This is a genomic window from Pseudomonas sp. PDM15, from assembly GCF_014851565.1.
Taxonomy (GTDB): Bacteria; Pseudomonadota; Gammaproteobacteria; order Pseudomonadales; family Pseudomonadaceae; genus Aquipseudomonas.
On the sequence record NZ_JACVAA010000003.1, the window covers coordinates 365354 to 390344 of the forward strand.

The following is a 24991-nucleotide window of genomic DNA, read 5'->3' on the forward strand; positions in this document are numbered from 1 at the left end:
TTTTGGGCCGCGCCCCAGGGCAACAGCCCCAAGCGTATCTGCCATACACAAAAAAGGGCGGGATCGCTCCCGCCCTTCTGGGATGACGCTTGAATCAGCCTTGCTGACCTTCGGCCAGGAAGAACCAGGTATCCAGCACCGAGTCCGGGTTCAGCGACACGCTCTCGATGCCCTGCTCCATCAGCCACTTGGCCAAATCCGGGTGGTCCGACGGGCCCTGACCGCAGATGCCGATGTACTTGCCGGCCTTGTTGCAGGCCTGGATGGCGTTGGCCAGCAGTTTCTTGACCGCCGGATTACGTTCGTCGAACAGGTGCGCGACGATACCGGAGTCACGGTCCAGGCCCAGGGTCAGCTGGGTCAAGTCATTGGAGCCGATGGAGAAGCCGTCGAAGAACTCGAGGAACTCGTCGGCCAGCAGCGCGTTGGACGGCAGCTCGCACATCATGATGACTTTCAGGCCATTCTGACCACGAGCCAGACCGTTGCTGGCCAGCAGCTCGACCACTTGAGAAGCCTCGCCCAAGGTACGCACGAAGGGCACCATGATCTCGACGTTGGTCAGGCCCATCTCGTTGCGCACTTTCTTCAGTGCGCGACACTCCAGCTCGAAGCAGTCACGGAAGCTCTCGCTGATGTAGCGCGAGGCGCCACGGAAGCCGAGCATCGGGTTCTCTTCTTCCGGCTCGTACAGCTTGCCGCCGATCAGGTTGGCGTATTCGTTGGACTTGAAGTCCGACAGGCGCACGATGACCTTCTTCGGCCAGAAGGCCGCAGCCAGGGTGCTGATGCCCTCGACCAGCTTCTCGACATAGAAGCCGACCGGGTCGTTGTAGCCGGCAATGCGCTTCTCGACGCTATCCTTGATCTCCGCCGGCAGGCCGGCGAAGTTCAGCAGTGCTTTCGGATGCACGCCGATCATGCGGTTGATGATGAATTCCAGGCGGGCCAGGCCCACGCCCTCGTTGGGCAGCTGAGCGAAGTCGAAGGCGCGGTCCGGGTTGCCGACGTTCATCATGATCTTGAACGGCAGGTCGGGCATGGCGTCGACCGAGTTCTTGCGGATGTCGAAGCCCAGCTCGCCTTCGAAGATGAAGCCGGTGTCGCCTTCGGCGCAGGAAACGGTCACGCCCTGGCCATCCTGCAGCACCTGGGTGGCGTTGCCGCAGCCGACCACGGCCGGAATGCCCAGTTCACGGGCGATGATCGCCGCGTGGCAGGTACGGCCGCCGCGGTTGGTGACGATGGCACTGGCGCGCTTCATCACCGGCTCCCAGTCCGGGTCGGTCATGTCGGAGACCAGCACGTCGCCCGGCTGGACCTTGTCCATCTCGGATACATCGTGGATCACTCGCACGCGACCGGCGCCGATGCGCTGGCCGATGGCGCGACCTTCCACCAGAACCTTGCCCTTCTCCTTCAGCAGGTAGCGCTCCATCACAGTGGCGCTGGCACGGCTCTTCACGGTTTCCGGACGGGCCTGGACGATGTACAGCTTGCCGTCGTCGCCATCTTTGGCCCACTCGATATCCATCGGACGGCCGTAGTGTTTCTCGATGATCAGCGCCTGCTTGGCCAGCTCGCTGACTTCGGCGTCGGTGATGCAGAAACGCGCGCGCTCGGCGCGGTCGACGTCGACGGTCTTGACCGAACGACCGGCCTTGGCCTCTTCGCCATAAACCATCTTGATCGCCTTGCTGCCCAAGTTGCGGCGCAGGATGGCCGGGCGACCGGCTTCCAGGGTCTGCTTGTGTACGTAGAACTCGTCGGGGTTCACTGCGCCCTGCACCACGGTCTCGCCGAGGCCGTATGCGCCGGTGATGAACACCACGTCACGGAATCCGGACTCGGTATCCAGGGTGAACATCACGCCGGCAGTACCGGTTTCCGAACGGACCATGCGCTGCACGCCAGCGGACAGGGCGACCAGCTTGTGGTCGAAGCCCTGGTGCACGCGGTAAGCGATGGCGCGGTCATTGAACAGCGAGGCGAAGACTTCCTTGGCCGCGCGGATCACGTTGTCCACGCCGCGGATATTGAGGAAGGTCTCCTGCTGGCCGGCAAAGGAGGCGTCCGGCAGGTCTTCGGCGGTGGCGGAGGAGCGCACGGCGACGGCCATGTTGTCGTTGCCGGCGCTCATCTCAGCGAAGGCCGTGCGGATCTGCGCGTCCAGCTGGGCCGGGAACTCGGCGTCCATCACCCACTGGCGGATCTGCGCGCCGGTCTTGGCCAGGGCGTTGACGTCATCCACGTCCAGCGCGTCGAGGGCGGCGTGGATGCGGTCGTTCAGGCCGCTTTGTTCGAGAAAGTCACGGTAGGCCTGGGCGGTAGTGGCGAAACCACCCGGAACAGAGACGCCGGCGCCAGCCAGGTTGCTGATCATTTCGCCCAGGGATGCGTTTTTGCCCCCTACATGCTCCACATCGTGGACGCCGAGCTTATCGAGGGAAATTACGTACTCAACCAAGGTGAACTCTCCACTGTACGTGGCAGAGCCGGTGCAGCGCCGCCGCAGCCTGGCTTTGCCTCAAGGAAATAAGTCACAATGCCGACCAGTACGGGCCCGGCAAAGGGGGCCTATGATAGCCAAGAATCGTTCCTGACTTAAGGCCTCCGCCATCAATGAAACGAACCGCATTCTTCATTTCCGACGGCACCGGCATCACCGCGGAAACCCTCGGGCAAAGTCTGTTGGCGCAATTCGAGGCCATCAGCTTCACCAAGCTCACACGCCCCTATATAGACAGCGTGGAGAAGGCGCGGGCCATGGTACAGCAAATCAACAATGCTGCCGAGAAAGACGGCGCCCGGCCGATCATCTTCGACACCGTGGTCAACCAGGAAATCCGTGACGTCCTGGGCCAGTCCGAAGGCTTCATGATCGACATCTTCTCCACCTTCCTCGCGCCGCTGGAAGCCGAGCTGAGCGAGCACTCCTCGTACTCGGTCGGCAAGTCCCACTCCATCGCCAGCAACACCCACTACATGGAGCGCATCGAGGCGGTCAACTTCGCCCTGGACAACGACGACGGTGCCCGCACCCACTACTACGACAAGGCCGATCTGATTCTGATCGGTGTTTCGCGTTGCGGTAAGACACCCACCTGCCTGTACATGGCCATGCAGTTCGGCATCCGCGCAGCCAACTACCCGCTGACCGAAGAAGACATGGAGCGCCTGCAGCTGCCGGCTGCCCTCAAGCCCTACAAACACAAGCTGTTCGGCCTGACCATCGACCCCGACCGGCTCACCGCCATCCGCCATGAGCGCAAGCCCAACAGCCGCTACGCCAGCTACGCCCAGTGCGAGTTCGAGGTGCGCGAGGTGGAAAACCTGTTGCGCCGCGAGAACATCAACTTCATCAACTCCACCCATTTCTCGGTCGAGGAAATCTCGGCCAAGATCCTGGTGGAAAAAGGCGTCGAACGCCGCCTCAAATAACCTACGCCTCGGTGACCGTCATGACCCTGATGGACGCAGTACTGTTTGCCCCGATCGCCGCGCTGATCTCGCTCGGCCCTGGCCCCAACAACTTCTGCGCCCTCAACAACGGTATCAACTACGGCGTCCGTGCGGCTATCCTGGCCACCTTCGGACGCCTGGCCTCCTACGCCATCTTCCTGTTCATCTCCGCGGTCGGCCTCGGTGCCATGCTGCTGGCCTCGGAGACCGCCTTCACCATCATCAAGTGGGCCGGCGCCCTGTATCTGGTTTACCTCGGCATCAAGACCTGGCGCAGCACCGAGTTCAGTGGCCTGCAGCCGAGCGACGGCGAACTGGCCGAACGCGCGCCAGTACAACCGCCGATCGGCAAGCTGATGCTCAACGAATTCCTGGTCGGCATCAGCAATCCCAAGGCCATCCTGCTGTTCGCGGCGATCTTCCCGCAGTTCATCAAGCCGGATCAGCCGACGGCCGAGCAATTCCTCTACCTCGGCACCACCTACCTGCTGGCCGAACTGTGCGTCGGCTCCACCGCCTACGCCCTGTTCGGCATGCAGATTCGCCGCCTGGTGCGTAGCCGCAAGGGTGTCAGCCGCCTGAACAAGAGCACCGGTGCCTTCTTCGTCGGTGCCGGAGGCCTGATGCTGGGCGTCAATAACCACTGACTCCGGCGGGCGCTTCCTAGAAGGAATCGCTCGGTACTCGCACCCAGCCTTCCATCAGGATCCGCGCACTGCGGCTCATGATCGCCTTGGTCACCGTCCACTCGCCGCCGACCAGCTTGGCCTCGGCGCCGACCCGGAGGGTGCCGGACGGATGACCGAAGCGCACCGCCTCGCGCTCGCCACCACCAGCAGCCAGATTGACCAGGGTGCCCGGGATGGCCGCCGCCGTGCCAATCGCCACGGCACAGGTACCCATCATCGCGTGGTGCAGCTTGCCCATGGACAGTGCACGCACCAGCAGATCGACCTCGCCGGCCTCGACCGTTTTGCCACTCGATGCCTTGTAACTCTTTGGCTTGCTGACAAAGGCGATCTTGGGCGTGTGCTGGCGGGTCGCCGCCTCTTCCGCCGTCTTGATCAGCCCCATACGCAGCGCACCGGCCACGCGAATCTGCTCGAAGCGCGCCAGCTGCTGCGGATCACCGTTGATGGCGTCGCGCAGCTCGGTGCCCTGGTAGCCGATGTCTTCGGCATTGACGAACACGGTCGGAATGCCGGCAGTGATCATGGTCACCTTGAAAGTACCGACACCCGGCACGTCCAGGTCGTCGACCAGGTTGCCGGTGGGGAACATCGAGCCCCCCTCCTCGCCATCGTCGGACGGATCGAGGAACTCCAGCACGATCTCCGCCGCCGGGAAGGTCACCCCGTCCAGCTCGAAGTCGCCGGTTTCCTGCACCTGGCCGTTGCTGACCGGTACGTGGGCGATGATGGTCTTCTGGATATTGGCCTGCCAGATACGCACCACGCATACGCCGTTATCCGGAATACGCGCCGGATCGAGCAACCCGGCCTGAATGGCGAATGAGCCCGCGGCGGTGGACAGGTTGCCGCAGTTGCCGCTCCAGTCGACGAAGGCCTTGTCGATGGAGACCTGGCCGTAGAGGTAGTCGACGTCATGCTCTGGCTGACTGCTTTTCGACAGAATCACACACTTGCTGGTGCTGGACGTGGCACCACCCATGCCGTCGATATGTGCGGAGTACGGGTCAGGGCTGCCAATCACGCGCATGAACAGCGCATCGCGCGCCGCTCCCGGCACCTGGCAGCTGGCCGGTAGGTCCTGCAGGCGGAAAAACACGCCCTTGCTGGTGCCACCACGCATATAGGTAGCGGGGATTTTGATCTGGGGTTGATGAGCCATGGTCGCGTCCTGAAATGCTAAGGCCGCCCTTCTCCCAGTGGGAGAAGGTGCCCGAAGGGCGGATGAGGGACCGCCTCCCTCACCCCAGCCCTCTCCCAAAGGGAGAGGGAGTAAGTGCTGACCTCAGCCGGCGGTGGACTCGAGGAAGTCCTGGGCAAAACGCTGCAGCACGCCGCCGGCCTTGTACACATGGACTTCGGCGGCGGTATCCAGACGGCAGGTCACCGGCACCTTGACCACTTCGCCATTGCGGCGATTGACCACCAGGGTCAGGTCGCAGCGCGGCGAAACCTCGCCCTGGATGTCATAGGTCTCGGTGCCGTCGAGGCCCAGGGTCAGGCGGGTGGTGCCCGGCTTGAACTCGACCGGCAGCACGCCCATGCCCACCAGGTTGGTGCGGTGGATACGCTCGAAGCCTTCGGCGGCGATCACCTCCACGCCGGCCAGGCGTACGCCCTTGGCCGCCCAATCACGGGACGAGCCCTGGCCGTAGTCGGCGCCAGCAACAATGATCAGGTTCTGCTTGCGGTTCATGTAGGTTTCGATGGCTTCCCACATGCGCATGACCTTGCCTTCGGGCTCGACGCGGGCCAGCGAGCCCTTTTTCACCACACCGTCGACCACAGCCATTTCGTTGACCAGCTGCGGGTTGGCGAAAGTGGCGCGCTGAGCGGTCAGGTGGTCGCCGCGGTGGGTGGCGTAGGAGTTGAAGTCCTCCTCGGGCAGGCCCATCTTCGCCAGGTACTCACCGGCAGCCGAGTCCAGCAGGATAGCGTTGGACGGCGACAGGTGATCGGTGGTGATGTTGTCCGGCAGGATCGCCAGCGGCAGCATGCCCTTGAGCGTGCGCTCGCCGGCCAGGGCGCCTTCCCAGTAAGGCGGACGACGGATATAGGTGGACATCGGACGCCAGTCGTACAGGGGGCTGTCGGCCTCCTGCACGGTGCCCAGGTCGAACATCGGGATGTAGATCTGCTTGAACTGCTCCGGCTTCACGCTGGAGGCGACGATGGTGTCGATCTCCTCGTCGCTCGGCCACAGGTCCTTGAGGGTGATCGGGTTGCCGGCTTGGTCGGTACCCAGCACATCCTGCTCAATATCGAAGCGCACGGTACCGGCGATGGCGTAGGCCACCACCAACGGCGGCGAGGCCAGGAAGGCCTGCTTGGCGTAGGGGTGGATGCGCCCGTCGAAGTTGCGGTTACCGGACAGCACGGCGGTGGCGTACAGGTCGCGGTCGATGATTTCCTGCTGGATCACCGGGTCCAGCGCGCCGGACATGCCGTTACAGGTGGTGCAGGCATAGGCGACGATGCCGAAGCCGAGCTTCTCCAACTCCGGCAGCAGACCGGCTTCTTCCAGGTACAGCTTGGCGACTTTCGAACCCGGAGCGAACGAGGTCTTCACCCACGGCTTGCGAATCAGACCCAGTTCGTTGGCCTTCTTCGCCAGCAGGCCGGCGGCCACCACGTTGCGCGGGTTGGAGGTGTTGGTGCAGCTGGTGATGGCGGCGATGATCACCGCGCCATCCGGCAGCTGGCCAGCCGCTTCTTCGGCCTTGGCTGCGGCCAGCTTGCCTTCGTCGGCAATGCCGCGCTCCTGAAGCGCCGAAGTCGGCAGGCGCTTGTGCGGGTTGCTCGGGCCGGCCATGTTGCGCACGACGGTGGACAGATCGAAGCTCAGTACCCGCTCGTACTCGGCGGTGACCAGCGCATCGGCCCACAGACCGGTGAGCTTCGCGTATTGCTCGACCAGTTCCACCTGCTCCGGCTCGCGGCCGGTCAGCTTGAGGTAATCGATGGTCTGCTGGTCGATGTAGAACATCGCCGCAGTCGCGCCGTATTCCGGGCACATGTTGGAGATGGTTGCGCGGTCGCCGATCGAGAGGCTGTCCGCGCCCTCGCCGAAGAACTCGACGTAGGCGCCGACCACCCGCTCTTTGCGCAGGAACTCGGTGATGGCCAGCACGATGTCGGTGGCGGTTATGCCGGGCTGGCGTTTGCCGGTGAGCTCCACACCGACGATGTCGGGCAGGCGCATCATCGACGGCAGGCCGAGCATCACGGTCTCGGCTTCCAGACCGCCGACGCCGATGGCGATCACGCCCAAGGCATCCACGTGCGGGGTGTGCGAGTCGGTGCCCACGCAGGTATCCGGGAAGGCAATGCCGCCGCGCGCCTGGATCACCGGGCTCATCTTCTCCAGGTTGATCTGATGCATGATGCCGTTGCCGGCGGGGATCACATCAACGTTTTTAAAGGCCGTTTTCGTCCACTCTATAAAGTGGAAGCGGTCCTCGTTGCGACGCTCTTCCACGGCGCGGTTCTTCTCGAACGCGTCCGGGTCGAAGCCGCCGAATTCCACAGCCAGCGAGTGGTCAACGATCAGCTGGGTCGGCACCACCGGGTTGACCTTGGAAGGATCACCGCCCCTCTCAGCGATGGCATCACGCAGGCCGGCCAGGTCGACCAGCGCGGTCTGGCCGAGGATGTCGTGGCAGACCACGCGCGCCGGGTACCAGGGAAAGTCGAGGTCGCGCTTGCGTTCGATCAGCTGCTTGAGCGAAGCGGTCAGCGCCTCCGGCTCGCAGCGGCGCACCAGCTGCTCGGCCAGCACGCGGGAGGTGTACGGCAGCTTGGCGTAGGCACCTGGCTCGATGGCATCGACCGCTTCGCGGGTGTCAAAGTAGTCCAGCTGAGTGCCGGCCAGCGGCTTGCGGTATTGGCTATTCACGGTGTTATTCATAGTTATGGGCGATCCTTGAGCGGCACGAACTTCAGGTCTTCTGGGCCTGTGTAGTTGGCGCTCGGGCGGATGATCTTGCCGTCGATGCGTTGCTCGATGACGTGGCTGGACCAGCCGGAAGTGCGGGCGATGACGAACAGCGGGGTGAACATGGCGGTGGGCACGCCCATCATGTGGTAGCTGACGGCGCTGAACCAGTCGAGGTTGGGGAACATCTTCTTGATATCCCACATGATGGTTTCCAGGCGCTCGGCGATGTCGAACATCTTGGTGTTGGACTGCTCGACAGACAGCTCGCGCGCCACTTCCTTGATCACCTTGTTGCGCGGGTCAGCCACGGTGTAGACCGGGTGGCCGAAGCCGATCACCACTTCCTTCTTCTCGACGCGAGCACGGATATCGGCCTCGGCCTCGTCCGGGTTGTCGTAGCGTTTCTGGATCTCGAAGGCCACCTCGTTGGCGCCGCCATGTTTCGGGCCGCGCAGCGCGCCGATGGCGCCGGCGATGCAGGAGTACATGTCCGAACCGGTACCGGCGATCACCCGGGAAGTGAAGGTGGAGGCGTTGAACTCATGCTCGGCGTACAGATTGAGCGAGGTGTGCATGGCACGCACCCAGGACTCGCGCGGTTTCTCGCCATGCAGCAGGTGCAGGAAGTGGCCGCCGATGGAGTCATCGTCGGTTTCCACGTCGATGCGCTTGCCGTTGTGGCTGAAGTGGTACCAGTACAGCAGCGCCGAACCTAGCGAGGCCATCAACTTGTCGGCGATGTCGCGGGCACCTGGGTGATTATGGTCGTCCTTCTCCGGCGACACACAACCGAGCACGGACACGGCGGTGCGCATCACGTCCATCGGGTGGGCGGACGGCGGCAGCTGTTCCAGGGACGCCTTGAGCGCCGCCGGGATACCGCGCAGGGCCTTGAGCTTGGTTTTGTAGGCAGTCAGCTCGGCAACGTTGGGCAGCTTGCCATGCACCAGCAGGTGAGCGATCTCCTCGAACTCGCAGCGGTTGGCGAAATCGAGCACGTCATAGCCGCGGTAGTGCAGGTCGTTGCCGGTGCGGCCAACGGTACACAGGGCGGTGTTGCCGGCGGCGGTGCCGCTCAGGGCGACGGACTTCTTCGGCTTGAAGCCTGGCGTGGTGGTGTCTACGGAAGCGCTCATCGCTCTCTCCTCATCTGAATCCGGTAGTACTGCTTATTGTTGTGGCAGGCCGCGTGCGGCCTGCGGGCCGGTCACTTCTTGCCGGCGGCGAACAGCGCGTCGAGCTTCTGCTCGAAGGCGTGGTAACCGATGCGGTCGTACAGCTCGGCACGAGTCTGCATCAGCTCGATGACGTCTTTCTGATGACCGTTCTGGCGGATCGAGGTGTAGACGCTTTCCGCCGCCTTGTTGGCCGCGCGGAAGGCCGACAGCGGATACAGCTGGATGGCCACGCCGACCGAAGCCAGCTCGTCACGGGTGAACAGCGGCGTAGCCCCGAACTCGGTGATATTGGCCAGCACCGGCACGTTCAGCGCATCGACGAAGCGTTTGTAGGTCGGCAGGTCGTAGGCGGCCTCGGCGAAGATGCCATCGGCGCCCGCCTCCACGTAGCGCTGGCAGCGCTCGATGGCGGCGTCCACGCCCTCGGCCTGGATGGCGTCGGTGCGGGCGATCAGGAAGAAGTTCGGATCGGTCTTGGCATCGGCGGCGGCACGCACACGGTCAACCATTTCTTCGCAGGAGACGATTTCCTTGCCCGGACGGTGACCGCAGCGCTTGGCACCGACCTGGTCCTCGATATGGGCGGCGGCGGCGCCGGCCTTGATCAGGTTCTTGATGGTGCGCTCGATGTTGAAGGCGCTAGGACCGAAGCCCGTGTCGATATCCACCAGCAGAGGCAGGTCGCAGACATCGGTGATGCGGCGCACGTCGGTGAGCACGTCGTCCAGGGTGTTGATGCCCAGGTCCGGCAGCCCCAGAGAACCTGCGGCGACACCTCCACCGGAGAGGTAGATGGCCTGGAAGCCGGCACGCTTGGCCAGCAGCGCGTGGTTGGCGTTGATCGCGCCGATCACCTGCAGCGGCTGCTCGGCAGCGATGGCATCGCGGAAGCGCTGGCCGGGGGTTCTTGCACTCATGACTCACCTCGTGTTTTGGACGGGTTGGCGAGCGCTTCCTGGTAGTGGCGCTCGATATTGCGCTTGGATGCACCGATGTGACGGCGCATCAGCAGTTCGGCCAGTTCGCCGTCACGTTCGGCGATGGCATCGAGAATGCGATGGTGTTCGGCAAAGGCATGCCGCGGGCGATTGGGCGTGGCCGAGAACTGCAGGCGATACATGCGTACCAGCTGGTACAGCTCGCCGCAGAGCATCTGCGCCAGGGTCTTGTTGCCGCTGCCCTGAATGATCCGGTAGTGGAAGTCGAAGTCGCCTTCTTGCTGGTAGTAGCCGACGCCGGCCTGGAAGGCCGCGTCCTGCTCATGCAGGTCGAGCACGCGGCGCAGTTCGTCGATCTCGCCCTGAGTCATGCGCTCGGCCGCCAGGCGGCAGGCCATGCCCTCGAGGGATTCGCGGATCTCGTAGAGTTCGATCAGCTCGGCATGACTCAGCGACACCACCCGCGCACCTACATGGGGTACACGCACCAGCAAACGCTGGCCTTCCAGGCGGTGAATCGCCTCGCGCAGCGGGCCACGGCTGATGCCATAGGTGCGCGCCAGCTCTGGCTCGGAGATCTTGCTGCCCGGCGGGATCTCGCCCTGCACGATGGCCGCCTGGATGCGGCGAAACACGTGCTCGGCCAGGGTTTCCGAGTCATTCTGATCGCTGCTGGGGACTTCGAGAGCGTCGAGCATTATTGTCAACACAATGAGCTTCAGTTGCGGCAAAACTAAGCGTCATACCCAAGAGTGTCAACACTTTAGAATTGGATTGTCGACAATCTGCACGACAGGCGAAACGCCTCGCAACCGTGTAATCAACCTGCAGAAACGCTCATAAGCGGCTGTCGCAGCAGAAAAACCCCATGTTAGAATGCCGCCCGCATGAGCCGGCCCAGGCCATTTGTACGCCTGCTAAACTTCACCAGCCGGCTTGCGCCCTGCCGCCGCCCCGACGACGCGACCGATAAAGGATTTATGCGACTTCAGTCCCTCGCCATCATCCTCAGCTGCAGCCTGCTACCCGGCCTGAGTCTCGCCGCCGAAAAGACCGTCTATGGCCTGAACGAATACGTCAGCCTGGCCGATCTCGACCTGCAGGTCGCCGCCAAACTGGATACCGGCGCCAAGACCGCCTCCCTCAGCGCCCGCGATATCGAACGTTTCAAACGTGACGGCGAGACCTGGGTACGCTTCTATCTGGCTATCGACGAAGCACACGAACACGCGATCGAACGACCGCTGGCGCGCATCAGCAAGATCAAACGCCGCGCCGGCGACTTCGATCCCGAGGAAGGCAAGACCTATACCGCTCGCCCGGTGATCGAATTGCAGGTGTGCATGGGCAAGGCCCGTCGCACCATCGAAGTGAACCTGACCGACCGCAGCGCCTTCCAATACCCGCTGCTGATTGGCTCCGAAGCGCTCAAGCGCCTGGATGCCATGGTCGACCCCAGTCTTAAATATGCTGCCGGCAAGCCCGGCTGTACCCCTGACGCAAACTCCGCCGAGTAACCCACATGCGCTCTCTTACCCTGCATCTGAAAGTCCTTATCACCCTCCTGGTGACTGTGGGCGTTCTGGTCACGGCCTACCAGATCTTCGTTCTCGGCATCCCGGTGACCGAGGACGAGACCGACGACCTGTGGAACATCGACGCCAAGGTCGAGTTCCAGGCAAGCCCGCGCGAGCCGGTCAAGGTGCAGATGTTCGTGCCGCCGCTGAACCAGGACTATGTGAGCCTCAACGAGAGCTTCATCTCCAACAACTACGGCGTCAGCGTCAATCGTGCCGACGGCAACCGCAAGCTGACCTGGTCCGCTCGCCGCGCCGATGGCAAGCAGACCCTCTACTACCGCCTGGTACTGACCAAGCGCTACAGCGGTGAACCGGCCAAGGCCAAGGGCCCGATCTTCCGCGACAGCATCGCCGTAGAAGGCGCCGAGAAGATCGCCGCCGAAGCCCTGCTCGCCCCCATCCGCCAGCACTCGGCGGACGTCGAGACCTTCATCAGCGAGACCATCAAGCGCGCCAACAACGTGGGTGACGACAACGTCAAGCTGCTGCTCGGCGGCGACGCCTCGACTGTCAACAAGGCCAAGGTCATCGATCTGCTGCTGTCCATCGCCCACGTGCCGATGGAGCGCGTGCACACCATCCGCCTGGCCGCCGACTTGCAACAGAGCCCGGAACTGTGGCTGCGCAGCTTCAATGGCAAGGACTGGCTGTACTTCAACCCGGACACCGGTGAGCAAGGCCTGCCAAGCGACCGCGTAGTCTGGTGGACCGGCGACGAGCCGCTGATCAACATCGAAGGTGGCAAGAAGGCCCAGGTCAGCTTCACCCTGAACAACAGCGAGATGAACGCCATCCGCCTGGCCAAGCTGACCGACGAGAACACAGACGTCGACTTCCTCGAATACTCGCTGTACGGCCTGCCGCTGCAGACCCAGCAGACCTACCAGATCATGATCATGATCCCGATCGGCGTGCTGGTGATCCTGATCCTGCGCAACCTCGGCGGCCTGCAGACCCTCGGCACCTTCACCCCGGTACTGATCGCCCTGGCGTTCCGCGAAACCCAGCTGGGCTTCGGCATCGTGCTGTTCACCATCATCACCGCGCTCGGCCTATCGCTGCGCTCGTATCTCGAGCACCTCAAGTTGCAGATGCTGCCGCGCCTGTCGGTGGTACTGACGTTCGTAGTGGTACTGATCGCCGTGATCAGCCTGCTCAGCCACAAGCTGGGCCTGGAGCGCGGCCTGTCGGTCGCCCTGTTCCCGATGGTGATCCTGACCATGACCATCGAGCGCCTGTCGATCACCTGGGAAGAACGTGGCGGCACCCATGCCTTCAAGGTCGCCGTCGGTACCCTGATCGCCGCGTCCCTGGCCCACCTGCTGATGAGCATCCCGCAGCTGACCTACTTCATCTTCACCTTCCCGGCCGTACTGCTGATTCTGGTGGGCTTCATGCTGGCGATGGGTCGCTACCGCGGCTACCGCCTGACCGAGCTGTTCCGCTTCAAAGCCTTCCTGAAGGATTGAACCCATGATCGGCCTGTGGAAGACGTGGAAGGCCCTTGAAGCCAAAGGCATCATGGGTATCAACCGACGCAACGCGGACTACGTGCTGAAGTACAACAAACGGCACCTGTACCCGATCGTCGACGACAAGATCATCACCAAGGAGCGCGCGATCCAGGCCGGCATCCATGTGCCGGAGATGTACGGGATCATCTCCACCGAGAAGGAAATCGAGAAATTCGACGAGATCATCGGTGGCCGCAACGACTTCGTGATCAAGCCGGCGCAAGGCGCCGGCGGTGACGGCATCCTGGTGATCGCCGACAAGTTCGAGGGTCGCTACAAGACCGTCTCCGGCAAGATCGTCAGCCAGGAAGATATCGAGCACCAGCTGTCGAGCATCCTCACCGGCCTGTACTCCCTGGGCGGCCACCGCGACCGCGCGCTGATCGAGTACCGGGTCACCCCGGACCCGATCTTCAAGAGCATCAGCTACGAAGGCGTGCCGGACATCCGCATCATCGTGCTGATGGGCTACCCGGTGATGGCCATGCTGCGCCTGCCGACCCGCCAGTCCAACGGCAAGGCCAACCTGCACCAGGGCGCCATCGGCGTTGGCGTGGACCTGGCCACCGGCGTGACCCTCAAGGGCACCTGGCTGAACAACAAGATCAGCAAGCACCCGGACACCACCAACGCCGTGGACGGCGTGCAGCTGCCCAACTGGGACGGCTTCATGAAGCTGGCGGCCGGCTGCTACGAGCTGTGCGGCCTCGGCTATATCGGCGTGGACATGGTGCTGGACGTAGACAAGGGCCCGCTGATTCTCGAGCTCAACGCTCGCCCCGGTCTGAACATCCAGATCGCCAACGATTGCGGCTTGACCCATCGCGCCCATGCGGTGGAAGCCCGCCTGGCCGAGTTGGCGAAGAACGATGTGAAGGAAAGCGTGGAGGATCGCGTGCGCTTCTCTCAGCAGCTGTTCGGCCACGTCAAACCGAAAGAAATCTGAGCCCCGGCTCGGTGACAAGGCCCGGCGATGCCGGGCTTTTTCATTGCCTGGCGTAATCCTACAATCCGAGCCCAACCTACCGAATTCGCCGCATGAGCACCTGCCGCGTCCATCCGTTGCCCTACCAGGCCGACCCCGCCGCCTACTTCGCCCTGGTGCGCCATGCGCCGGGCGCCGTGCTGCTGGATGCGGGACGGCCCCAGGCCGAGCGCGGGCGCTTCGACCTGCTCAGCGCCTGGCCGCTGGAGCAGTTCACTCCGCAGGCAGATGAGCCCGGACAGGACTTCTTCCAGCGCCTGCGCAACGGCCTGGCCCGGCTCGGCCGGGCCGAGGCGCCGGAAGGCAGCGAATTGCCCTTCATCGGCGGGCTGATCGGCTACCTGGCCTACGACTTCGGCCGCCGCCTCGAACAGCTGCCGGAACAGACCATCGACGACCTGCAGCTGCCCGATGCCCGCTTCGGCCTCTACGGCTGGGCGCTGATCAGCGATCACCTGCTGCACACCAGTCTGCTGGTGTTTCACCCGCAACTTGAGCAAATCGAGTGCGAGCGACTGGTACAGCTGTTCGAAACGAGCACGGCGCAGGAAGCGCCGGCCTTCTCTCTGCTCAAACCATTCCAGGCCGACCTCGGCCAGGGCGAATACCGCAACGCCATCGAGCGCATCCAGGCCTATATCCAGGCCGGCGACTGCTATCAGGTCAACTTCGCCCAGCGCTTCCAGGCGCCCTGCCAGGGCGATGCCTGGAACGCCTACCGGGCATTGCGAGCGGCCTGCCCCACCCCCTTCGCCGGTTTCCAGGCGCTCGACGATGGCGGCGCCATTCTCAGCCTATCCCCGGAGCGTTTTCTTCAGGTCAGCCAGGGCCGCGTGGAAACCCGGCCGATCAAGGGCACCCGCCCTCGCGGTGCCACGCCGACCGAGGACGCCGCCAATGCCGCCGAGCTGCTGGCCAGCCCCAAGGACCGCGCCGAGAACCTGATGATCGTCGACCTGCTGCGCAACGACCTGGGTCGCAGCTGCAGCACGGGCTCGGTGCGGGTGCCCGAGCTGTTCGCGCTGGAGAGCTACCCCAACGTGCATCACCTAGTCAGCGCCGTGACCGGCGAGCTGGCCGCGGGCAAGGATGCGCTGGATCTGGTTGCCGGCAGCTTCCCCGGCGGCTCCATCACCGGAGCCCCAAAGATCCGCGCCATGCAGATCATCGACGAGCTGGAGCCGACCCGCCGCGCCCTCTACTGCGGATCTCTGCTCTATCTGGATGTACGCGGCGAGCTGGACAGTTCCATCGCCATCCGCAGCCTGCTGATCGAGGACGGCACCGTCAGTTGTTGGGGTGGCGGCGGCATCGTGGCGGACTCGGACTGGCAGGCCGAGTACCAGGAGTCCATCACCAAGGTGAAAGTGCTGCTGCAGACGCTGGAAGCGCTCTGATCCCAACAGGCGCCCACAAAAAAGGCCCGCATCTGCGGGCCTTTTTCATTGCGACGAACCTTTACAGGCTCAGCTCGCGGTTGGACGCCTTGAGGAACTCGCGCTTGAGGTCTTCATAGGTGTGCACGGCCGGGAACTGCGGGAACTCGCGGATCACGTTGTCCGGCGCGTGGAACAGGATGCCGGCGTGAGCCTCGCTGAGCATGGTGGTGTCGTTGTACGAGTCGCCTGCGGCGATCACACGGTAGTACAGGCTCTTGAAGGCGATTACCGACTGGCGCTTGGGGTCCTTCTGGCGCAGCTGGTAGCCCACCACGCGATCGGTCTCGTCGGTGATCAGCTTGTGGCACAGCAGGGCCGGGAAGCCCAGCTGACGCATCAGCGGCTGGGAGAATTCGTAGAAGGTGTCGGAGAGGATCACCACCTGGAAGCGCTCGCGCAGCCAGTCGACGAACTCCACAGCGCCTTCCAGCGGCTTGAGGGTGGCGATCACTTCCTGGATGTCGCGCAGCTTGAGGCCGTGCTCGTCGAGAATGCGCAGGCGCTGCTTCATCAGCACGTCGTAGTCGGGGATGTCGCGGGTGGTCGCCTTGAGCGCGTCGATGCCGGTTTTTTCGGCGAAGGCGATCCAGATTTCCGGAACCAGTACACCTTCGAGGTCGAGGCAGGCGATTTCCACGGGCGTCTCCTAAATGCGTTGGGCTGTTCGAGGGCCGGCACTCTAGCAGCATGGCCGGGCGCTGGTAAACCGGCCGCGCCGGTGGTTGCGGCTGCCACGGACTGGTAACATCGTCGCCCTTGAATTCACTGCCCACAGGACCGCTCAGATGACGTTCGATCTGGCCACTATCAACGCCGAACTCGGAAAAGACGCCGAAAAACTCGTGGAATGGGCCCTGAGCCTGGGCAAGACGGCGATCTGCACCACCAACTTCCGCCCCTTCGAGGCGGTCATCCTGCACATGGTCACCCGCGTCAAGCCGGACACCCAGGTGATCTGGATGGACAGCGGCTACAACACCGAGGCGACCTACAAGTTCGCCGACGAAGTGAGCAAGCAGCTCAACCTCAATCTGAAGACCTACCTGCCGCTGCGCTCGCGTGCCCATCGCGAGGCCATCGACGGGCCGGTGCCGGCGCTGGACGATCCGCGTCATGCGGCCTTCACCGAAGAAGTGAAACTGGAGCCCTTCGCCCGCGCACTGCGCGAAGCCGCGCCAGAAGTCTGGTTCACCGCACTGCGCGCCAGCGACACCGCGGTGCGTGCCCAGATGGACCCGGTGAGCGTCAACCCGGACGGCCTGATCAAGGTCGCCCCGCTGCTGCACTGGAGCTCCAAGGAGTTGTACGAGTACTTGGTAAAGCACAACCTGCCGAACAACTTCGACTACTTCGACCCGACCAAGGGCGAGGACAATCGCGAGTGCGGCCTGCACATCAGCCACTGATGTCGCAGAACGAAAAAGGGCGCCAAAAGGCGCCCTTTTTCATGCCCGCAAAAATCAGTGCACAGGCAGTTCGACACCGTCGAACAGCTCGTCCAGCTCGGCCTTGGTGTGGCACTGCACAGCCTTGGCCAGCACGTCGCGGGTCAGGTGTGGGGCGAACTTCTCGATGAAGTCGCACATGAAGCCGCGCAGGAAGGTACCGCGACGGAAGCCGATCTTGGTGATGCTGGACTCGAACAACTCGCTGGCATCGAGGATCACCAGGTCATTGTCGAGCTTGGCATCGACCGCCATGCGCGCCACGATGCCGACGCCCAAGCCCAGACGCACGTAGGTCTTGATCACGTCGGCGTCGGCCGCAGTGAACACCACCTTGGGCGTCAGACCCTTGTGGCTGAAGGCCTCGTCCAGTTTGGAGCGGCCGGTGAAACCGAACACGTAAGTGACGATCGGGTGTTCGGCCAGCGCTTCCAGCGTCAGCTTCGGCAGCTTGGTCAGCGGATGGCCCTGGGGCACGATCACGCAACGGTTCCAGCGGTAGCAAGGCATCATCACCAGGTCGTTGAACAGTTCCAGGCCTTCGGTGGCGATGGCGAAGTCCACGGTGCCGTCGGCGGCCATCTCGGCGATCTGAGTCGGCGAGCCCTGGTGCATGTGCAGGGCCACTTCCGGGTACTGCTTGATGAAACCGCTGATTACCGGAGGCAGCGCATAGCGCGCCTGGGTGTGGGTGGTAGCGATGGAAAGGGTGCCCTTTTTCTCGTTGGAGAATTCCTGGGCGATCTGCTTGATGCTCTCCACCTTGCGCAGGATTTCCCCGGCGGTGGTGATGATGCGCTCACCGGCTGGCGTGACACGGGTCAGGTGCTTGCCGCTTCGGGCGAAGACCTCGACACCTAACTCGTCTTCCAGCAAGCGGATCTGCTTGCTGATGCCGGGCTGCGAGGTATAGAGGCTCTGCGCGGTGGCAGAGACATTGAGGTCATGGTGCGCCACTTCCCAGATGTAGCGCAGTTGCTGCAGCTTCATAGATATCCCTCAAAGCAGATAGACGCTGCCCGAATTTGCCAACGCAGCGATATAACCATATTAACGGTTTAGAGATAAAACTAGACGATTTTCTGAGTTGTGCATGCCGTTCGTCTAACGGTTAGCGATAAGCCTTACTAGCGATGCTGCAGCATGGGCACCAGATAGACGGGAGTCTCCGACAGCTGCAGCAGGCGTGCCGCCGTCCTGCCCAGGGGAATCTCGTGCGCAGCGCCATGGCTGTGACTGCCTACGACCAGCAGATCGACCCCGAGTTTCCGCGCCTCGTCGAGAATCACCTGGGCCGGGTCGCCCTGCACTACCCGTACGCTGCGGACTATCTGCATGTCCTGCTGCGCCTCGCCCATCTCGTCGCGAAAACCCTCCAGCACACGCTGCTCGATGCTGGCCATCACCGTGGTCAGCCCCTTGCTGCGCAGCTCCTGCAGGGTCTTTTCATCGAGATAGGTGTTCAGCACAGATTCGGCGAACAACCCCAGCGGCTCGACGGCGTGCACCACGTGCAGCTCGGATTGGAACGCCTTGGCCAACGACAGAGCGTGCTGCAGCACATAGGGCGCATAGAGCCCGAGATCGGTGGCATAGAGAATGGAACGCAACATGCGGCCTCCCTGACTTCCTGCTAGGGCCTCTCTGAGCTTAGCAGCGCTGTCGCCAGCGTCAGGGTTGCAGTTCGTTGCTCACGCCATGCGGTACGTGGCCAGTGGCGACTACCTGGCTGGCACGCTCGCAATGGCCGGTCTGGTCGTCGAAGAACACGTCGGCGGCGAAGGCCTCAAGGAAGGCCGATTTGTCGAGGCCGCCGAGGAACAGCGACTCATCCAGACGGATGTCCCAGTTGCGCAGGGTGCGGATCACCCGCTCGTGGGCTGGCGCCGAGCGCGCAGTGACCAGCGCGGTGCGAATCGGACACTGCTCCTCGGGAAACTCGCGCTGCAGGCGATTCAGCGCCGCCAGGAAAGGCTTGAACGGCCCACCGCCGAGCAACTCGCGAGCCGAATCCTTCTCGTGCTGCTGGAACGCCTCCAGCCCAGCCTGCTGGTAGACCCGCTCGGACTCGTCGGAGAACAGCACGGCATCGCCATCGAAGGCGATGCGCAGCTCGGTACTCGCCGCACGGCGCGGACCACCGGAGAGAATGGTGGCGGCGGCGAAACCAGCGCCCAGCGCGCCGCGCACATCCTCGGCATGAGTGGAGAGGAACAGATGGCTGCCAAATGCCGCCAGATAGGGGTAAGGACTGCGACCACCAACGAACGCCGCACGGGAAATGCCCAGGCCGTGATGAGTGATGGAATTGAAGATGCGCAGCCCCGTATCGGCACTGTTGCGCGACACCAGTATCACCTCGACCCGCGCCTGGCCCAGGTTGCCGTTCAGACTCAGCAGTTTCTCCACCAGCGGGAAGGCATCGCCGGGGGCGAGGATTTCATCCTCATGGTCAATCTGGTATTGGCGATAGGCTTCGACGCCTTCGCTTTCGTAGATGCGGTGACTCTCGCGCAGATCGAACAGCGCACGCGAGGAGATCGCCAATACCAGTTTGTCACCCAGTCCCTTGCCCATAGTGGTCTCAGCTCGCGTCGAGGAAGCGCAATGCCTGGTGCAGCATGCGCATTTTCGGCAGTTCACAGCCCGCTGCCGCGGCAGCCGCCAGAGGCGCGGCGTAGATGGCCTGCAGCTCCAGCGGGCGCTTGTGCTTGAAGTCGTGGTACATGCTGGGCAAATAGTCCGGCATGCGCTCTGTCACCGCCAGCAGCTTCTGCGCGTAGCCCTCCGGCAGGACATGGCCGCAAGCCGCGGCGCCCTGCACCACTTCCTGCATCAGGTCCAGGATCAGCTCGCGGCTGTCGGCGCTGGCCATAAGGCGGGTGGTGCCGGCATCCAGCAGCACGGAGAGGCCGTTGTAGGGCACGTTCCACACCAGCTTCTGCCAGCGCGCCTGCTGCAGGTCGACCATGGCGGTGGATTCCAGGCCGGCCGAACGAAACAGCTCGGCGCCCTCCTCGACCAATGCCTGCCGGGCTTCGATCGAATCCGCCGGGCCCGAGTGATAGCCTAGGTTTACCGCACCCAGGGATTGATGCTCGATCACCCCTGGCGCAGCGCGATGGGTACAGATAAAGCACAGCCCGCCAAGCAGATGCAGCGAGTCCGGCAGCAGAGGTCGCAGCAGCTCCTCGACGGCCAAACCATTCTGCAGCAGGACCACCTTGGCGCCTGGCCCGGCCAGCTGGGCGATGACAGGAGCCAACTCCGCATTACTGGTGGTCTTGGCTCCCACCAGCAACCAATCGCAGGCCGGCATGTCGGCTGCGCTGCTCCAGGCTTGCACTGGCCGCAGATGCAGCTGGCCATGCACGGCGCTGTTCAGCCGCAGCCCCTGCTCCACGACCGCGGCATATTCGCTGCGCAGCAGAAAATGCACATCATGACCGGCGCGGGCCAGCATCAGGCCGTAGAAGCCGCCAATGGCACCGGTACCAACGATGCCGATGCGTGGGCGTTGCGGATCCGGCATCAGGGTAACTCCTCGGGTTGACGACCCAGCGCCTGCTCCAGCACTGCAGAAAGCCCGGTCGGATTGAGCTGGGATTGCAAACTGCCAAAGAATTGGCCGTCACGAATGAGAAACAGGCTTGGCAGGTGGAAAACGCCATAACGTTGGACCAAGCCGCCGTTATGGCCCGCGTCCACCCAGCACAGGCGCTCGATAGGAAGCCCCATACCAGGCAGTGCGTGACGGGCCCAGCGGCAACTGGCACAACCTATGCTGGTAAATATCAGCAGGGAGCTCCCCGGCAGATCCAGCAACTGGCGGTCTGCATCAAAATCGGTTAGCTCCAGGCTGGGCACTATACTGTTCACGTGTGATGTCAAATGGATGGCATCCGGAGTGGTCACAATGCGTCGTTTTCTGCGTCACCCGAGCGACATGCCAGTGGAACTGGTCCAGCGCAAGCATGCCTTCCTACCACGACAGAGGCTGAACAATATCAGCCTGGGCGGGGTGGCGTGCAATTCCAGCAAGGGCTTCCGCAAGGGCACGGCCGTGGAGTTGCGTATCCCGGTGCTGGGCGAACAGGCCCGCTATTCCGGGGTGGTAGCCTGGTGCCGCAAGCAGGCGGAGAACTATCTGGTGGGCATCGCCTTCATCGATGAAGACACATTGTTCCGCGCCCGCATGGTCGAGCAGGTCTGCCAGATCGAGCATTATCGTCATCAGCGCGAGCAGGAACTGGGCTCACCGCTGGAGGTGGAAACCGTCGCCCGTGAATGGATAGCCCTGCACGCCGCCGAGTTCCCCAGCACGCAAATCCACTGATACCGAGCGGTTCCGCCCATTGTCTAGGCGGCCTGGAAAGCGTTAAGGTGCCTGTCCCCCGCTGCGCCCCATGATTTCGCCTGAAGAGGCGCTCGGCTCCCGTGACCTGACGAGTACCACGATGGCTGATTTACCAATTGACGATCTTAACGTTTCGTCCAATGAAACCCTGATCACCCCGGCGCAGCTCAAGCGCGAAATCCCTCTCACCGAAGCCGCCCAGCGCACCGTTGCCAACGGTCGACAGGTCGTTCGCGACATTCTCGACGGCAAGGATCATCGCCTGTTCGTGGTGGTCGGCCCCTGCTCCATCCACGATATCAAGGCCGCCCATGAGTACGCCGAGCGCCTCAAAGTGTTGGCCGCGGAGGTTTCCGACAGCCTGTTCCTGGTCATGCGCGTGTACTTCGAGAAGCCGCGCACCACGGTCGGCTGGAAAGGCCTGATCAACGACCCCTACCTGGATGACTCGTTCAAGATCCAGGATGGCCTGCACATCGGCCGTCAGCTGCTGCGCGACCTGGCGGAAATGGGCCTGCCGACCGCCACCGAGGCGCTCGACCCGATCTCTCCGCAGTACCTGCAGGACCTGATCAGCTGGTCGGCCATTGGCGCTCGCACCACCGAATCCCAGACCCACCGCGAGATGGCCTCGGGCCTGTCCTCGGCTGTGGGCTTCAAGAACGGCACTGACGGCGGCCTGACTGTGGCAATCAACGCCCTGCAGTCCGTTTCCAGCCCGCACCGTTTCCTCGGCATCAACCAGGAAGGCGGCGTATCCATCGTCACTACCAAGGGCAACGCCTACGGCCATGTCGTGCTACGCGGCGGTAATGGCAAGCCCAACTATGACTCGGTCAGCGTCGCCATCTGCGAGCAGGAATTGGCCAAGGCCAAGATCAGCGCGAACATCATGGTCGACTGCAGCCACGCCAACTCCAACAAGGACCCGGCCTTGCAGCCGCTGGTCATGGAGAACGTGGCCAACCAGATTCTCGAAGGCAACAACTCGATCGTTGGCCTGATGGTGGAAAGCCATCTGGGCTGGGGTAGCCAGTCGATCCCGAAAGATCTGGGCGATCTGAAGTACGGCGTCTCCATCACCGACGCCTGCATCGACTGGGACACGACCGAGAAGACCCTGCGCAGCATGCACGCCAAGCTCAAGGATGTACTGCCCAAGCGCCAGCGCGGCTGATCTTCCGCAGAAACAAAAACGCCGGGCAATGCCCGGCGTTTTTATTTGGAAAGCGACTCAGTGCTTGAGCTGCTGGCGCTGGCGGCGCTCGAGGTAGCGCTCCACATAGGAGCAGGACGGAATCACCGTGTAGCCCATGGACTCGGCGTACTCCAGTGCCTGTTCGGTCAGCGCCGCGGCAATGCCGCGCCCGCGCAGGGCGTTCGGCACGAAGGTACGGTAGATGTCGAGCGTCTGTTTGCCCAGATCCATATAGGCCAGATAGGCGCGGTGGCCGTTGATGACGGCCTCGAACTGATGACCCGCCTGGTCATGGTGGATGGACAACCCTTGGCTCATTTCATCTCCTCAATGGGGCTCTAGAACAGAACCCTTACCTTATCGATCTTTTCAAGACGAAGAAACATCTCGGCCGACCCGGTGCCCATCTGCACGCTGAGGAACACCTTGCCATTCTCGATCTTGTGCAGCACACCCTGATAATAGGTGCCGTCATAAGTAATGAACTGTAGCCGCTTGCCAGCATGGCTGGGTAGGCTTTCCACATTCACAAACTCGTACTGCGAAACCTGTACCTGCTCATTCTCCTCCGCACGCACAAGCTCATTCGCCACCGGAATCGGCGCCGCCTGGGGATCGACCCAGGAAAAAGCCAGAGGTTCCACCGCCTGCTGATTGATCAGCACGGCCGGACGCAGCATGGCCAGCACGTCCTTGGCCTCGAAGAACTGCAGGCCATCCCAGGTCATGCCCTCGGTCGGCGCCAGTTCGACGCGCAGCGCCTGTGGATCCTTGTAATAGGCCTTCAGCGAGTCCAGCAGTGCTGGATCCAGGGCGATGCGCTGAGCACGTAGCGACTGGTCCAGATGCTCCAGCGAAGTCTGCAGATAAGCCTCATCCGACTGGCCCAGCTTGCCGGCGCAGTAGCTGCTGACCTTGCGCTGGTACTGGTTGTCATTGATTTCCACTGTAACGGTGGAGACTCGAGGCGGATTGACCCGTAGATCGCCCGGCTTCTCCGACATGTTGGCCAGGGAGAAGCTGACACGGTAATCGCCCATGTCGCGCATATCCGCAGCCAGGTTGAAGCTCAGGGTCTGCGCCCCAGGCTGGAACAGGTACGAGAACTGAGCGTCGGTTTCGAAAGTGCGATAACCCATTTCCAGCAGCTCATCGACCCCGATGCGACTGCTACTGCCGCATGCCACGCTGGTCAGCGCGGTCTCCAGATCGGATTGCTCCGGCGCCTGATGGACCATCTCCATGAAAGGGCCATGTACATCGAGCGTAAGCCCTTTGATATTTACCGCCATCTGCTCGGGGAATTTGCCCTCGGCCAGACGCTCCTTGAACGACAACAGGTCCATCAAACCCTTGAACTTGAGTTCCGCGTGGGCGATATGAAACTCGTCGTTGAACATCGGCACGTGGACCTTGATGCCTTCGACGCCAACACGGCCATCGAAGGAAGAAGTGATGCCCTGGTAACTCAAGTTCATGAAGGCAGACATCTGAGCGACCGCATCATTCATGATCGAACGCACCGACAACCACAGCGAAGCCTTGATCAGTATCGCTACGGCCACTATGGCCAACAGTCCCCACTTGATGAGTTTCGACATCTTAACGTCCTTGGAATTGTCCGGAATTGCATCCTGCCGGATACGGCGAGCGCATATTATCAATTGCACTCGCCCGGACGCCATGTGGCAGAAATGCACAGACGCCCCCACTAAAAGTGTCGAGGATTGGATTTGCAAGCCTCCTTGCGAGCACTCGAACTGCATGTTTTTTAAACAGAAAAGATTAAAACTTGAACAGATCAGGCTTTTTTTTGCTTCACTTGCTTCAGGTCGGTTTACTTACTAAAAGTAATGGGTAGTATGTAGCCCGGCTAATTTCCCGAGCTCGGGAAATTGCTTTTCATGGAAAGTCCACCTTAAGGGGAACACGATGAACAACGTTCTGAAATTCTCTGCTCTGGCTCTGGCCGCCGTTCTGGCCACCGGTTGCAGCAGCGTATCCAAAGAAACCGAAGCCCGTCTGACCGCTACCGAAGACGCCGCTGCCCGCGCTCAAGCTCGTGCAGACGAAGCCTACCGCAAGGCCGACGAGGCTCTGGCCGCTGCTCAGAAGGCTCAGCAGACCGCTGACGAAGCCAACGAGCGCGCTCTGCGTATGCTGGAAAAAGCCAGCCGCAAGTAATTCTTGCCAAGGCTTTGAAGAAGCCGATCCGGTTCGCCGGGTCGGCTTTTTTAATGCCTGCGATTTCTCGCGACAACAAAAAACC

General features: G+C 62.6%; 24 protein-coding genes. 10 read left to right on the forward strand and 14 right to left on the reverse strand.

What is annotated here, in order from left to right; genetic code table 11:
* Positions 1-94: 94 nt before the first annotated feature.
* Entirely contained in the window at positions 95-2467 is a 2373-nt protein-coding gene (gene ppsA, locus IB232_RS09620; protein WP_192398288.1) for a phosphoenolpyruvate synthase, read from the reverse strand.
* Between the two features lie 155 nt (positions 2468-2622).
* On the opposite strand from ppsA, the gene IB232_RS09625 reads away from it, so the two are divergent.
* Both IB232_RS09625 and IB232_RS09630 read left to right on the forward strand, forming a co-directional pair.
* Complete coding sequence (locus IB232_RS09625) at positions 2623-3441, forward strand: pyruvate, water dikinase regulatory protein (RefSeq protein WP_192398289.1); 819 nt, start codon at positions 2623-2625, stop codon at positions 3439-3441.
* 20 nt (positions 3442-3461) lie between these two features.
* Complete coding sequence (locus tag IB232_RS09630) at positions 3462-4109, forward strand: LysE family translocator (protein ID WP_225592228.1); 648 nt, start codon at positions 3462-3464, stop codon at positions 4107-4109.
* A 16-nt stretch (positions 4110-4125) separates the two neighbouring features.
* Here the strand turns inward: IB232_RS09630 and prpF are convergent, their stop codons facing one another.
* The 5 genes from prpF to IB232_RS09655 form a co-directional block, all read right to left on the reverse strand.
* On the reverse strand, positions 4126-5313 hold the full coding sequence (prpF, locus tag IB232_RS09635; protein ID WP_192398290.1) for a 2-methylaconitate cis-trans isomerase PrpF: 1188 nt from the start codon (positions 5311-5313) through the stop codon (positions 4126-4128).
* Positions 5314-5436: 123 nt separating this feature from the next.
* Entirely contained in the window at positions 5437-8046 is a 2610-nt protein-coding gene (gene acnD, locus IB232_RS09640; RefSeq protein ID WP_192398291.1) for a Fe/S-dependent 2-methylisocitrate dehydratase AcnD, read from the reverse strand.
* A 14-nt stretch (positions 8047-8060) separates the two neighbouring features.
* Entirely contained in the window at positions 8061-9224 is a 1164-nt protein-coding gene (gene prpC / locus IB232_RS09645; RefSeq protein ID WP_192398292.1) for a 2-methylcitrate synthase, read from the reverse strand.
* Positions 9225-9295: 71 nt separating this feature from the next.
* Positions 9296-10183 carry a methylisocitrate lyase gene (gene prpB / locus IB232_RS09650; protein WP_192398293.1) on the reverse strand — a complete coding sequence of 296 codons (888 nt, stop codon included), beginning with the start codon at positions 10181-10183 and terminating at the stop codon, positions 9296-9298.
* Positions 10180-10902, reverse strand: a complete 723-nt coding sequence (locus IB232_RS09655) for a GntR family transcriptional regulator (protein WP_192398294.1) — start codon at positions 10900-10902, stop codon at positions 10180-10182. The genes prpB and IB232_RS09655 overlap by 4 nt, the downstream gene beginning before the upstream one ends.
* A gap of 282 nt (positions 10903-11184) precedes the next feature.
* On the opposite strand from IB232_RS09655, the gene IB232_RS09660 reads away from it, so the two are divergent.
* From IB232_RS09660 to pabB, 4 genes are all read left to right on the forward strand, one after another.
* Positions 11185-11721 carry an ATP-dependent zinc protease gene (locus IB232_RS09660; protein WP_192398295.1) on the forward strand — a complete coding sequence of 179 codons (537 nt, stop codon included), beginning with the start codon at positions 11185-11187 and terminating at the stop codon, positions 11719-11721.
* A 5-nt stretch (positions 11722-11726) separates the two neighbouring features.
* Complete coding sequence (locus tag IB232_RS09665; protein WP_192398296.1) at positions 11727-13253, forward strand: inactive transglutaminase family protein; 1527 nt, start codon at positions 11727-11729, stop codon at positions 13251-13253.
* A 7-nt stretch (positions 13254-13260) separates the two neighbouring features.
* Entirely contained in the window at positions 13261-14244 is a 984-nt protein-coding gene (locus tag IB232_RS09670; RefSeq protein WP_171016341.1) for an alpha-L-glutamate ligase-like protein, read from the forward strand.
* A 92-nt stretch (positions 14245-14336) separates the two neighbouring features.
* Entirely contained in the window at positions 14337-15680 is a 1344-nt protein-coding gene (gene pabB, locus IB232_RS09675) for an aminodeoxychorismate synthase component I (protein ID WP_192398297.1), read from the forward strand.
* A gap of 61 nt (positions 15681-15741) precedes the next feature.
* Here pabB and thrH read toward each other — a convergent pair whose 3' ends face one another.
* A complete protein-coding gene (gene thrH / locus IB232_RS09680) occupies positions 15742-16359 on the reverse strand; it encodes a bifunctional phosphoserine phosphatase/homoserine phosphotransferase ThrH (RefSeq protein ID WP_137973038.1) in 618 nt (205 codons plus the stop codon).
* Between the two features lie 148 nt (positions 16360-16507).
* On the opposite strand from thrH, the gene IB232_RS09685 reads away from it, so the two are divergent.
* On the forward strand, positions 16508-17128 hold the full coding sequence (locus IB232_RS09685) for a phosphoadenosine phosphosulfate reductase family protein (protein WP_137973037.1): 621 nt from the start codon (positions 16508-16510) through the stop codon (positions 17126-17128).
* A 54-nt stretch (positions 17129-17182) separates the two neighbouring features.
* Here the strand turns inward: IB232_RS09685 and cysB are convergent, their stop codons facing one another.
* The 5 genes from cysB to IB232_RS09710 form a co-directional block, all read right to left on the reverse strand.
* The gene (gene cysB, locus IB232_RS09690; protein WP_192398298.1) at positions 17183-18157 is read right to left on the reverse strand and encodes an HTH-type transcriptional regulator CysB; all 975 of its coding nucleotides are present in this window, start codon (positions 18155-18157) and stop codon (positions 17183-17185) included.
* A 137-nt stretch (positions 18158-18294) separates the two neighbouring features.
* The gene (locus IB232_RS09695; protein WP_192398299.1) at positions 18295-18780 is read right to left on the reverse strand and encodes a universal stress protein; all 486 of its coding nucleotides are present in this window, start codon (positions 18778-18780) and stop codon (positions 18295-18297) included.
* Positions 18781-18838: 58 nt separating this feature from the next.
* Entirely contained in the window at positions 18839-19744 is a 906-nt protein-coding gene (locus tag IB232_RS09700; protein ID WP_192398300.1) for a 5'-nucleotidase, read from the reverse strand.
* A gap of 7 nt (positions 19745-19751) precedes the next feature.
* A complete protein-coding gene (locus tag IB232_RS09705) occupies positions 19752-20699 on the reverse strand; it encodes a putative 2-dehydropantoate 2-reductase (RefSeq protein WP_192398301.1) in 948 nt (315 codons plus the stop codon).
* Positions 20699-21034: a thioredoxin gene (locus IB232_RS09710; RefSeq protein ID WP_318652252.1), complete on the reverse strand. Its 336-nt coding sequence runs from the start codon at positions 21032-21034 to the stop codon at positions 20699-20701. The genes IB232_RS09705 and IB232_RS09710 overlap by 1 nt, the downstream gene beginning before the upstream one ends.
* Before the next feature lie 49 nt (positions 21035-21083).
* Here IB232_RS09710 and IB232_RS09715 point away from each other — a divergent pair, with 49 nt between their 5' ends.
* Both IB232_RS09715 and IB232_RS09720 read left to right on the forward strand, forming a co-directional pair.
* Complete coding sequence (locus tag IB232_RS09715) at positions 21084-21503, forward strand: PilZ domain-containing protein (protein WP_192398303.1); 420 nt, start codon at positions 21084-21086, stop codon at positions 21501-21503.
* A gap of 121 nt (positions 21504-21624) precedes the next feature.
* Positions 21625-22701, forward strand: coding sequence for a 3-deoxy-7-phosphoheptulonate synthase (locus IB232_RS09720; protein WP_137973030.1), 1077 nt, complete (start codon positions 21625-21627; stop codon positions 22699-22701).
* 57 nt (positions 22702-22758) lie between these two features.
* Here IB232_RS09720 and IB232_RS09725 read toward each other — a convergent pair whose 3' ends face one another.
* Both IB232_RS09725 and IB232_RS09730 read right to left on the reverse strand, forming a co-directional pair.
* Complete coding sequence (locus IB232_RS09725; RefSeq protein ID WP_192398304.1) at positions 22759-23040, reverse strand: GNAT family N-acetyltransferase; 282 nt, start codon at positions 23038-23040, stop codon at positions 22759-22761.
* Positions 23041-23060: 20 nt separating this feature from the next.
* Positions 23061-24323 (reverse strand): hypothetical protein, encoded by a 1263-nt coding sequence (locus IB232_RS09730; RefSeq protein WP_192398305.1) that lies wholly within the window; start codon positions 24321-24323, stop codon positions 23061-23063.
* A gap of 331 nt (positions 24324-24654) precedes the next feature.
* Here IB232_RS09730 and oprI point away from each other — a divergent pair, with 331 nt between their 5' ends.
* Positions 24655-24906, forward strand: coding sequence for an outer membrane lipoprotei OprI (gene oprI, locus IB232_RS09735; protein WP_003448337.1), 252 nt, complete (start codon positions 24655-24657; stop codon positions 24904-24906).
* Positions 24907-24991: the final 85 nt, after the last annotated feature.

Coding starts and splice junctions, on each gene's coding strand:
- prpB (WP_192398293.1), bottom strand. CDS start 10,183: ATGAGTGCAAGAACCCCCGGCCAGCGCTTCCGCGATGCCATCGCTGCC.
- IB232_RS09660 (WP_192398295.1), top strand. CDS start 11,185: ATGCGACTTCAGTCCCTCGCCATCATCCTCAGCTGCAGCCTGCTACCC.
- IB232_RS09730 (WP_192398305.1), bottom strand. CDS start 24,323: ATGTCGAAACTCATCAAGTGGGGACTGTTGGCCATAGTGGCCGTAGCG.
- IB232_RS09715 (WP_192398303.1), top strand. CDS start 21,084: ATGCGTCGTTTTCTGCGTCACCCGAGCGACATGCCAGTGGAACTGGTC.
- cysB (WP_192398298.1), bottom strand. CDS start 18,157: ATGAAGCTGCAGCAACTGCGCTACATCTGGGAAGTGGCGCACCATGAC.
- IB232_RS09695 (WP_192398299.1), bottom strand. CDS start 18,780: ATGTTGCGTTCCATTCTCTATGCCACCGATCTCGGGCTCTATGCGCCC.
- pabB (WP_192398297.1), top strand. CDS start 14,337: ATGAGCACCTGCCGCGTCCATCCGTTGCCCTACCAGGCCGACCCCGCC.
- IB232_RS09700 (WP_192398300.1), bottom strand. CDS start 19,744: ATGGGCAAGGGACTGGGTGACAAACTGGTATTGGCGATCTCCTCGCGT.
- IB232_RS09625 (WP_192398289.1), top strand. CDS start 2,623: ATGAAACGAACCGCATTCTTCATTTCCGACGGCACCGGCATCACCGCG.
- IB232_RS09630 (WP_225592228.1), top strand. CDS start 3,462: ATGACCCTGATGGACGCAGTACTGTTTGCCCCGATCGCCGCGCTGATC.
- IB232_RS09655 (WP_192398294.1), bottom strand. CDS start 10,902: ATGCTCGACGCTCTCGAAGTCCCCAGCAGCGATCAGAATGACTCGGAA.
- IB232_RS09705 (WP_192398301.1), bottom strand. CDS start 20,699: ATGCCGGATCCGCAACGCCCACGCATCGGCATCGTTGGTACCGGTGCC.
- IB232_RS09685 (WP_137973037.1), top strand. CDS start 16,508: ATGACGTTCGATCTGGCCACTATCAACGCCGAACTCGGAAAAGACGCC.
- oprI (WP_003448337.1), top strand. CDS start 24,655: ATGAACAACGTTCTGAAATTCTCTGCTCTGGCTCTGGCCGCCGTTCTG.
- prpF (WP_192398290.1), bottom strand. CDS start 5,313: ATGGCTCATCAACCCCAGATCAAAATCCCCGCTACCTATATGCGTGGT.
- prpC (WP_192398292.1), bottom strand. CDS start 9,224: ATGAGCGCTTCCGTAGACACCACCACGCCAGGCTTCAAGCCGAAGAAG.
- IB232_RS09725 (WP_192398304.1), bottom strand. CDS start 23,040: ATGAGCCAAGGGTTGTCCATCCACCATGACCAGGCGGGTCATCAGTTC.
- IB232_RS09665 (WP_192398296.1), top strand. CDS start 11,727: ATGCGCTCTCTTACCCTGCATCTGAAAGTCCTTATCACCCTCCTGGTG.
- IB232_RS09720 (WP_137973030.1), top strand. CDS start 21,625: ATGGCTGATTTACCAATTGACGATCTTAACGTTTCGTCCAATGAAACC.